Source organism: Bilophila sp. 4_1_30, assembly GCF_000224655.1.
GTDB lineage: Bacteria > Desulfobacterota > Desulfovibrionia > Desulfovibrionales > Desulfovibrionaceae > Bilophila > Bilophila wadsworthia.
The window spans coordinates 127,620-137,345 of the sequence record NZ_JH114235.1; the positions used below are offsets into that span (position 1 = coordinate 127,620).

General features: G+C 63.8%; 9 protein-coding genes. 7 read left to right on the plus strand and 2 right to left on the minus strand.

All coding sequences use genetic code 11. The features are described 5' to 3' along the window. Positions 1 to 208: 208 nt before the first annotated feature. Entirely contained in the window at positions 209 to 823 is a 615-nt protein-coding gene (locus HMPREF0178_RS18120) for a hypothetical protein (RefSeq protein ID WP_232281326.1), read from the plus strand. A 73-nt stretch (positions 824 to 896) separates the two neighbouring features. Then, on the plus strand, positions 897 to 1,328 hold the full coding sequence (locus HMPREF0178_RS18125) for a CesT family type III secretion system chaperone (protein WP_009369046.1): 432 nt from the start codon (positions 897 to 899) through the stop codon (positions 1,326 to 1,328). A 364-nt stretch (positions 1,329 to 1,692) separates the two neighbouring features. On the opposite strand, the gene HMPREF0178_RS18130 is transcribed toward HMPREF0178_RS18125, so the two are convergent. After that, the gene (locus HMPREF0178_RS18130; RefSeq protein ID WP_083832548.1) at positions 1,693 to 2,286 is read right to left on the minus strand and encodes a pyruvate formate lyase family protein; all 594 of its coding nucleotides are present in this window, start codon (positions 2,284 to 2,286) and stop codon (positions 1,693 to 1,695) included. A 23-nt stretch (positions 2,287 to 2,309) separates the two neighbouring features. Here HMPREF0178_RS18130 and HMPREF0178_RS18135 point away from each other — a divergent pair, with 23 nt between their 5' ends. Continuing rightward, positions 2,310 to 2,594, plus strand: a complete 285-nt coding sequence (locus HMPREF0178_RS18135) for a BCCT family transporter (protein ID WP_009369048.1) — start codon at positions 2,310 to 2,312, stop codon at positions 2,592 to 2,594. Between the two features lie 462 nt (positions 2,595 to 3,056). Beyond that, on the plus strand, positions 3,057 to 4,241 hold the full coding sequence (locus tag HMPREF0178_RS18140) for an MFS transporter (RefSeq protein WP_009369049.1): 1,185 nt from the start codon (positions 3,057 to 3,059) through the stop codon (positions 4,239 to 4,241). Between the two features lie 277 nt (positions 4,242 to 4,518). Here the strand turns inward: HMPREF0178_RS18140 and HMPREF0178_RS18145 are convergent, their stop codons facing one another. Beyond that, positions 4,519 to 6,135, minus strand: a complete 1,617-nt coding sequence (locus HMPREF0178_RS18145; RefSeq protein ID WP_009369050.1) for an amidohydrolase — start codon at positions 6,133 to 6,135, stop codon at positions 4,519 to 4,521. A 445-nt stretch (positions 6,136 to 6,580) separates the two neighbouring features. Here HMPREF0178_RS18145 and HMPREF0178_RS18150 point away from each other — a divergent pair, with 445 nt between their 5' ends. The 3 genes from HMPREF0178_RS18150 to HMPREF0178_RS18160 all read left to right on the plus strand — a co-directional run. Next, positions 6,581 to 7,936 carry a 5'-deoxyadenosine deaminase gene (locus HMPREF0178_RS18150; protein WP_009369051.1) on the plus strand — a complete coding sequence of 452 codons (1,356 nt, stop codon included), beginning with the start codon at positions 6,581 to 6,583 and terminating at the stop codon, positions 7,934 to 7,936. A gap of 367 nt (positions 7,937 to 8,303) precedes the next feature. Further along, positions 8,304 to 8,951, plus strand: coding sequence for a GntR family transcriptional regulator (locus HMPREF0178_RS18155; protein WP_005030029.1), 648 nt, complete (start codon positions 8,304 to 8,306; stop codon positions 8,949 to 8,951). Further along, the coding region (locus tag HMPREF0178_RS18160) for a P1 family peptidase (RefSeq protein ID WP_009369052.1) at positions 8,948 to 9,726 on the plus strand (779 nt) is incomplete at its 3' end. The genes HMPREF0178_RS18155 and HMPREF0178_RS18160, both read left to right, overlap by 4 nt.

The following is a 9,726-nucleotide window of genomic DNA, read 5'->3' on the forward strand; positions in this document are numbered from 1 at the left end:
CCCGCCCGTCCGGCCTTCCCGCCCGCCCAAGCGGGCAAGCTGGCCGCGACCCCGGCGCAGCACCGCGATTTCCTGCTGTCCATGCTGCCGATCTATCACGATCACGAGCGCCCCGGCGCGTTTGATCACGGCGCGGCCTATCACGGGCGCGGGCACATCTGCCGGGCCTTCATTTTCGCGTCGACGATGGCGGGGCGTCATGGAGGAAATGGGGCATACCGTGGACAGGACGGCGCTCCTGTGCGGCATAGCCGGGCACGACGCCGGGCGCGAGCGCAACGGCGCGGACACGCCCGAGCAGGAAGCCGAAAGCGCCCGGCTGGCCCTTGAGAAGATGCACGAGCGTTTCGGGGCGGACACGTTCGGGGACGACTACGAGCGCGAATTCACCGCCGCCATCGTCGGGCACGCCAGCCCCACGCTGGAATCCATGCTCCTCAACGCTGCGGACTCGCTGGACATCGGGCGGGTGACGGAATTCGACTTCAAGTATTTCCCGTTCCTGCGCGGCGGGGAGCAGGAAGGCCCCAAGGCCCTTGTCCCCGAGTACCAGAATCTGCGCCAGGCTCTGCATGAGGAAGCCGACCTGCTCGCACGCATGACCGACCCTCTGACGCAAACCCGCGATCTGCGCATGAAGCTCATTCAGGCCGGGGAAGCCGAGGACATGGTGCATGTCCAGCGCGCGGCGTCCGAAGCCGTGGCCGGGCAGCTCGCCCTTGACGCGGAAGAAGATTTCCTCGCCTTCGTGGAAGGCAAGATCCGCGCCCATCCGGACATGTTCCCCCTGCTCACCCGGTACTACCTCGATCCGTTGGCATAATGAACCTCCCTCCCCGCGCCCTTCCACCGAGGGGCGCGGGTACGACACTCCCACAGCCGTATAAGGAAAGATTATGGAACTGACATCACTTATTGAAGATCTCGGAAAAGCCTGCGGACTCGAACTGACTCTCGACGAAGGCCGCTGCACCCTGCGTTTCGACGGGGAGCACGACGTGACCATCGAGCGGGACGGCAATGCCGTCATCCTGCACGGGATCGTAGGGGACGGGGGCTGCCTGTCCAATCCCGACAATCTCCGCATCCTGCTCACTGCCTCGTTCCTCGGGGCCGAGACGGACGGCGGCGCGCTCTCCGTCTGGGAACGCACCGGGGAAATCGTGCTCTGGAAGCGGTTTGACGCCTTCACGGACTATCCGGACTTCGAAGCCGCCATCAATGCGTTCCTTGCCCAGCTCATCCACTGGAAAGCGCGCATCGACGCCCTGCCGTCCGTGGCGGTGTCCGCTTCGGTCACATTCACCCCCGGCGGGATCATGGTTTAAGGCAATATTGGGGAAGGGAGGGAAAACGTTTCTGGAGACTCCCCACGTTTTTCCTCCCTTGTAAAAATTTCAGCGTGTTCCAGCACAGAATCATGCGTACCAAACAAGCCGCAAGGGCAATCCTTCCGTGCTCCGGGCCGCGAGAAAGGCCTTGAGTTCCTCCAGACGTTCCTCCGGGTAGGGGGCGGCGCCGCAGTGGTACGCCCGCCCGAGCTGTCAATACTTGCCCTCCCCATAGCGGTGGTAGGGCAGCAGTTCCACGCCCGCGATATCGGCCCCTTGACCGCTTCCTCCCGCAGCATGGCGAAAGCCGCCTCCAGCCCGGCGGGATCGTCGTTCAGTCCGGGGATCAGCGGCATTCGGATCAGGACCTTTTTGCCCATGCGGAACAGCCCGCGCAGGTTGTCCAGAATCCGCCGGTTGCCCGCGCCCGTGAGCCGCCTGTGGGCCTCGTCGTCCATGTGCTTGATGTACAGTCGTCGAAGTGGCAGACCGGGAAGCCGATGCCGAGTTTGACGACCTCGATGATCTTCCTGAGGTATTTCCGGGGCGAGGCGTTGTGGATGCGCGTCGTCAGCGCGGGCTGGCACAGGCCGAGATCCTTGAAGGAATCCATGATCATGTAGGTCAGCTTGTGGCAGGCGTCGCCGTGCCGCTTCTGCCCGCCGACCACCAGATTGATGAACGCCTGGTATCCCACGAAATACATGGCGGATTCCTTGCTGCACAGCCACATACCTCGGCTCACCTTGATGAGCCAGCAGCACAGCAGCTCGGACGCCTCAGCCTCGGTGATCACGCCGTTGCCGATGTCGTGCCGATAGAACGGATACAGGTACTGGTCGGCCCTTCCGAGGGAGATCCCCGTCTGGTTTTCCTCCAGCGTGAACAGCGATTCCGCGAACCACACGGATTGCAGCGCCTCCTGAAACGAAGAGAGCGGATTGTGCCTTCGCAGGTGAGGATCATGGCCTCGTAGAAATGGATTTTGCCGATGTCCTCAGGGATGCCGGGCGAACAGGCTGCGAGGCGTTCGCGGGCTTCCGCAAAAAGGGCATCAAGCGGCTCAGCGACATCAACGTGGTCATCGCGCTCGCCATGGTGGCCTACGGCGCGCTGGTCGGCCCCACGGCCTCGCTGTTCGACATCTTCACCAACGCCGTGGGCAAGATGCTCGGCAACTTCTGGAACAAGGCTTTCTGGACAAACCCGTTCTCCGAAGACTCCTTCCCGCGCGACTGGACCATCTTCTACGCCCTGTTCTGAGCGGGGTACGGGCCGGCCTGTTCATCGCCCGCATCTCACGGGGTCGCACCGTCCGCGAGGACGGCAAGGACCTGCTGCATACCTACGGGGGATCAAGGACTGACGCCCGGCGCGGAGCCAGCTCCAGCGGAACCCGCCCCCATGCTGCCGGGCATGGGGGCGGGTTTTCGCCCTCCAGAGCACCGCTTTGCCGGGCTGAACGCCATGTTCCACACCCCTCGAAAAATCGCCTTCCAACGCTTTTCGGGTGAATGTCCTTTGTCGACGCAGAACTAGCGTTTACGCCGGATCATGGCGGGTCGCACTCGCCTTTTTGCGGCCTTGCGGCTCCGTTTCAAAACACGTAACGTCATTGCAGGCCGCCTCCGGGCGGGCCGCAGATCCCTTCACGGCTGGCGCGTTGCCAGGCCGGAGAGTCCGGGAGGGCTTTCCGCCTTTCGCGGACAACACAAAGGAGCCCTGATGCGCCGTCGCCTTTGTCCCAAAGAGGCGTTGTTCACGCCGAGCTTTATTGCCGTTTGTTCCGCGAACCTGCTGTTCTTCATCGCCAGCTTCATGATGGTGCCCGTCCTGCCGATCTACCTGCTCGACGGCCTGCACGCCTCCAAATCCGTCGTGGGCATCATCCTCTCCGCGTACATGATCGGCGCGCTGGTCATGCGTCCCATTTCCGGTTTTCTGGCGGACCAGTTCCCGCGCAAGATGCTGTTCCTCGTCTGCGGTATCCTGTTCGCCGCCCAGTTTGAGGGATACCTGCTGTTCAACGCGCTGGCGCTCGTGGGCATCGTCCGGGCACTCCACGGCATGAGCTTCGGCGCGCTTTCCACCTCCGCCGCCACCCTCGCCGTCGACGTCATCCCCATCGCCAAGCTCGGCACGGGCATCGGCCTGTACGGGATGATGGGATCGCTCGCGATGGCCCTCGGCCCCATGATCGGTATGCTCGTCCTTGAGGCCGGATCATACGACGCCGTGTTCATCACCGCGATGGGCTGCGCGGCGGGCGGCATCCTGCTCGGCCTGCTGGTCAAAAAGCAGCGCGTGACCGTCAGCCGCGGCGAAAAAATCTCGCTGGATCGCTTTTTCCTGAAAAAAGGCACCTATGCCTTCATCGGGCTGGTGCTCATGGCCTTCGTGTACGGGCTGCTCGTCAACTACCTGTCCGTCTTCGCCCGGGAGCGCCACGTCATGGCGAACCCCGGCTACTTCTTCCTGCTCATGTCCCTCGGGCTCATCCTCAGCCGCCTTTTCGCGGGCGGCATGATCGACAAGGGCTACATCGGCCGCCTCATCCTCGGCGGCAAGGGCACCATCCTGCTGGCCTCCCTGCTCTTCCTCTTCGTGCCCACGGAAACCGTGTTCTTCGGTTCCGCCGTGGCCTTCGGGCTCGGCTTCGGGATGATGTCGCCCTCCTACCAGACCCTGTTCATCAACCTTGCCGAACCCACCCGGCGCGGCACGGCCAACGCCACCTACCTTATCGCGTGGGACGTGGGCATCGGCGCGGCCGTGCTCCTCGGCGGGCTCATCGCGGAAATATCCAGCTTTGACGACGCGTTCATCCTCGGCCTGATCATGCTGTTCTTCTCCGCCGTGCTGTATATGAAGGTCATCGGCCCGCAATACGAGAAAAACAAGCTGCGCTGAGAATCCCGTCCTCCGTACGGCCTCCGCATGAAAAGGGCGGGGCCGCATCACATAATCTCCCCCTGCAAAACAAAAACGGACGTCCCCGCCAATGCGGAGGACGTCCGTTTTCCGATGCGCCGCCCCAATTCAAAAGAAATCGGGGAATACTGCGAACAGGGATTCGATAAAGTCAAAAGTCTTTGAAAATTGGAGCGCCGACAGGTTTGGGGAAGGAAGGGAAATGCCTTTCTTCAGAAAGGGTTCCCCCCTTTCCCTATTTCCTCTGTTTTCCGCTTTAAGGAAGCTGCCCGTGCACGACCCTGTTGTCCACGATGGCCGCGGCGAAGGTGATGCCCTTGAGCCGCCCGGCCGGGGCTTCCAGAATGTCTTCCGAGGGGATCACGAAGTCCGCGACCTTGCCGGGCTCGATGGTGCCCCGCCACGCCTCGCTGTGGCTGAACAGCGCCGCGTAGGAAGTGTAGGCGCGCACGGCCTCCAGCGTGGAGATGCGCTGATCCGGGCCGAGCACCGCGCCGCCCTTGGTTTCGCGGTTCACGGCGGTATGGATGGAGAGCATGGTCATCTGCGGCAGCACCGGCGTGTCGGCGTGGAGCGAGAAAGGCAGGCCAGCCCGCACCGCGCTTCCGGCGGGATCAAGACGCGCCGCCCGATCCGGGCCGAGGAAGATGTCCCGGTGCCGGTCGCCCCAGTTCCAGACGTGCAGCCCATAGAACGAGGGCAGGATGCCCGCCTCCTTCATGCGCCGGACATGCTCGTCGGTCGCCATCTGGCAATGGATGATCAGATGCCGGGCGTCCTTGCGGGGGCAGCGGGCCTGCGCCCGTTCCACCGCCGTGATGATGGTTTCGATGGCCCCGACGCCGTTGCAGTGGATGGAAAGCTGGCGGCCCCGCGAATGCCAGTGGTAGACCATCTCGTCCCAGTAGTCCTGCGTGCCGATGATGCCCGGCCTGAGCGAGGGGTCGAAGAAATACCCTTCGGGGATGGCGGCGGTCCCGGCCTGGATGGAGCCGTCCGCAAGCGTCTTGACCGCCGAGTACTGCACGAAGCGGTTGCCCGGCCCGTCGAGGAGGCCCGTGGGCTCCAGCCTGCGGAAAGGCTGCTCCATCGTCGCCAGATAGACGCGCATGTTCAGCTCGCCGGATTCGTAGAGCTGGTTATAGGTGCGGTACACGGTTTCGGCGCTCAGGTTGCCGATGCCCACCGCCGAGTCGTGCGCGGAGGTGAAGCCCTGTGCGTTGTACTCCGCCACGCACTCGCGGACGAGGGCCTTGTGGCGTTCCTGATCCAGCGCGGGCATGAGTTCGCCCATGGCCTTGAAAGCCATCTCTTCCGCAATGTACCCGTTAGGCAGGCCGTCCTTGCCGAGGAACACGTTCACGTCGTCGAAAGGCGCGTCCGGGTTGACGCCGATGCGCTCCAGCGCCTTCGAGTTGGCGTAGCAGGTATGCCCCGAAATGTGGAAGACCAGCACGGGACGGTCGGGCATCACCGCATCAAGCTCCCGCTTGGTCGGGCCGCGCCGTTCGGGGATGTCGGTATCGTCGAAATTGTAGACCACAATCCCGTCGTCGCCCCGCACCCGTTCGGCCTGCCTGCGGATCAGGGGGTACACGTCCTCAAGGTGCGCGATGCCCGGACAGCGGCAGTGCGTTTTCCACATGGCGTACAGCGAGGCGTGGCTGTGCGTGTCGATGAAGCCAGGGTAGAGGGACGCGCCCTTGAGGTCAACGGTCCGGCAGCCGGGCCCGGCCAGTGCCGCCAGCCCGTCCTTCGAGCCCACGGCTTCGATGACGTTCCCGGCCACAAGCACCGCCTCGGCGACGGTCCCGGCGGCGTCCATCGTGACGATCCGCCCATTCGTGTACAGCGTCTTTTCAATGCACCGCATAAGGAACTCCTTGAGGATAACACGTGAAAGCCGTTCAAAAAGCCAACACAACGCCGAACCCCCGGCTTGCGGCTCCGGAGAGCCTGCCGCAAGCGATCCTGAAAGAATAACCACACGGTACAGACGAAGGCGATGGGCCGCAAGCTGAAAAAGGGCGCGGCGGCCTCGGAATGCCAACACGGGAAACGGGCGGGCCCGGCCCCGCATGGCAACGAAACGCACATTCCGTTATCACACGATACGGCATAGTATGCGGAGTAAGGGCACCCCGGAAGCGTCCTCCCTGCCCCTTCCGCCCTCCCCGCCAGCCGGAATTTTTGCGGGAGGGGTGCCGCGCGGCGGATCCGGGGGAGGGAGCCTTGAGTTTTCCTCCGGGCATCCCACCCCCACTCACCATACCAGCCAACCACAACGTGACGCCACGATTCACGACAGGAGAAAACACATGCGCACACTGCTCGCCAACGCAACCGTTATCACCATGAACCCCGCGCGGGACGTCCTGGACACGGACATACTCATCGAAAACGGCGTCATCGCGGACATGGGGCCGGGGCTGGCCGGACGTCCGGAAAACGCCGATGCGGAACGGGTCGACCTTTCCGGGCGCATCGTCATTCCGGGCCTCATCCAGAGCCATATGCACGTCACGCAGTCGCTGTTCCGGGGGCTGGCCGACGAAATGGAACTCATGGACTGGCTCCAGCGCCGGATCTGGCCCCTCGAAGGCGCGCACACGCCCGAAACCAACGCGGCCGCCGCCCGCCTCGCCGCCGCCGAAGGGCTGCGCAGCGGGGTCACGGCCTTCATCGACATGGGTACGGCCCACTGTCAGGACGCCATTTTCGAAACCATGCGCGACGTAGGGATGCGCGGGCTGTTCGGCAAGTGTATGCTCGATCTGGGCGGCACGGACGTTCCCGCCGCGCTCATGGAGGATACCGAAACCTGCCTCCGCGAAAGCGAACGGCTCATGAACCGCTGGCACATGAGCGCGGGGGGCAGGCTCCGTTACGCCTTCGCGCCGCGCTTCGTGCCCTCGTGCACGGAAACGCTCCTCACGCGCACCCGGGACATGGCGAGGGCCAACGGCGTGCGCCTGCACACCCACGCCTCCGAGAACAAGGGCGAGTGCGCCTATGTGGAAAGCCTCGTCCACATGCGCAATCTCCGCTACCTGCACTCCATCGGCTACACCGGGGAGGACGTGATCCTCGCCCACTGCATCTGGATCGACGACGACGAGATCCGCATCCTCGCGGACACGGGCACCCATGCCGTGCACTGCCCGTCCTCCAATATGAAGCTTGCGTCCGGCATCGCCCGCATCGACGAGATGCTTGCCGCCGGGTGCCGTGTGGCGCTCGGGCTCGACGGGGCCCACAACCATATGGACGCGCTCGTGGAGCTGCGGCAGGCGGGCATCCTCCAGAAGGTGCGCACCAACCGCCCCACGGCCCTGTCCCCGCTTCAGGCGCTGGAAATGGCCACCCTCGGCGGTGCGCGGGCTCTGGGGCAGGAGGATGAGCTCGGCTCCCTCGAACCCGGCAAGAAGGCCGACCTTGCCGTCATCAACCCGGACAGGCTGAACATGGCTCCCCGCATCGGGCGCGACCCGGTGGCGCAGGTGGTCTATCAGGCCACGCACGAGAACGTGGAGGCGACCATGGTCGACGGCGTTTTCCTGTACTGGGACGGGAAGTATGCGACCCTCGACCTCGGGGAATGCCTGCGCGACGCGGAAAGCGCCTGCGCCCGGATACTCCGAAGCCCGGACGTCGCGCCGCTGTTCGCGCACTAGCGGGGAGGCCCGTTTTGCCGTCCGTTCGGACGGGTGCCCCATACCCCGGCAGAGGCTCCGCCTCTGCACTCCGCAAGGGGCGCCCCCTGGCCCGGCATGAAGGTTTTGACGTTGGGATATCGCCGGCTCCTTTTCCGAAAGATCCGACAGGAAACCGCCCAAGGAAATCCAGCCGATCCAGCCGAAAGCCCCGCCTCTCGCGGGGTTTTCGCGTTTTCCGGGGAAGGCCGTGGACAAGGAAGCTGTTTTTTCATCAAAAAACAGAGATGGATGGGAAATCCAAAAATATTTTGGGAAAAAAGGAACGCAAGCCTTGTGCCGAGTAATATATTAGTATACTAGTATCTCAACAGTAAGGAACACCAGCATGATCACACTGAATACGAATCCCGGCCTTTTGAGGACGGCTGTTTACGAGCGGATCCTCTCGGATCTCCAGCAGGGGGCCATCGCCCCCGGCGAGACCATCAGCCTCAACAAGCTGGCCGAGACCCTCAATATCAGCAAGACGCCGCTGCGCGACGCCCTGTTGGAACTTCAGGCGGAAGGCTTCGTTACCCTCTATCCGCAGCGCGGGGTCATGGTGAATGCCCTCTCCGAAGAGGAGAAGCGCGAGATTTACGAGGTGTGCGGCGTGCTTGACGGGCAGGTCATCCGCAACGTGTTCCCCCGCGTAACGCCGGAGCATGTTGCCCGCCTGAAGGATCTCAACGCCCGGATGTACCCCGGCACCCAGGACATTTCCAACGACGAGTACAACCGCATCAATCTGGCCTTCCATGAGACGTACCTTGAGCTGGAAACCAGCTCCCTCCTCAAGAAGCTCCTGCGCATCAACCGGCTCCGGCTGTTCCAGTTCTCCCTGAGGGACTGGGGCAAGGCGTTCTGCGCGGTCAACCACGCCGAGCACGGCCGGATCATCGAGCTGTTCGAATCCGGAACCGCCGAAGAGCTTTCCCGCTACGTCACGCAGGTCCATTGGTCGTTCAACTGGCAGCAAGGAACCGAGTCATGAGAATCAGAGACATCGCGCGCATCGGCGGATTCCCCTGCGGGGAATACAATGCCGTCACCGACGTCAAGGGCGTGCGCGTGGGGCATTCCACCGTCATCAAGGACGGGGCCGGCCCCGTCGAAGGCATCGCCCGTACGGGCGTCACCGTTGTCCTCCCCGCCGGGGATATCGTGGAAAACGCCATGTATGCCGGTGTGTTCAGCCTGAACGGGAACGGCGAGCTTTCCGGCTGCCACTGGATCGAGGAATCGGGCCTGCTCACCACGCCCATCGCCCTGACCAACACGCACAGCCTCGGCATCGTGCGCGACGCCATGATCGACTATTACGCCCGCCTCCGGAAGACCGACGGCTCCTCGTACTGGATGCTTCCGGTCGTAGGCGAAACGTGGGACGGCTGGCTTTCCGACATCAACGGGATGCATGTGCGGCCCGAGCATTTGTGCGCCGCGCTCGATTCGGCGGCGTCCGGCCCGGTGGCGGAAGGCTGCGTCGGCGGCGGCACCGGCATGATCCTCCATGAATTCAAGGGCGGCATCGGGACCAGCTCCCGCGTGCTCCCCGAGGAGCTCGGCGGCTACACCGTGGGCGTGCTCATCCAGGGCAACTACGGCAAGCGCGAGGATCTGCTCATCAACGGCGTGCCCGTGGGCAGGCATATCCCCACCTCGCGCATCCCCGGCAAGGAACAGGCGCTCCAGCCCACGCCCAAAGAGGACGGCTCGATCATCATCGTCGTCGCCACGGACGCCCCGCTCACCCCGGACCAGTGCAA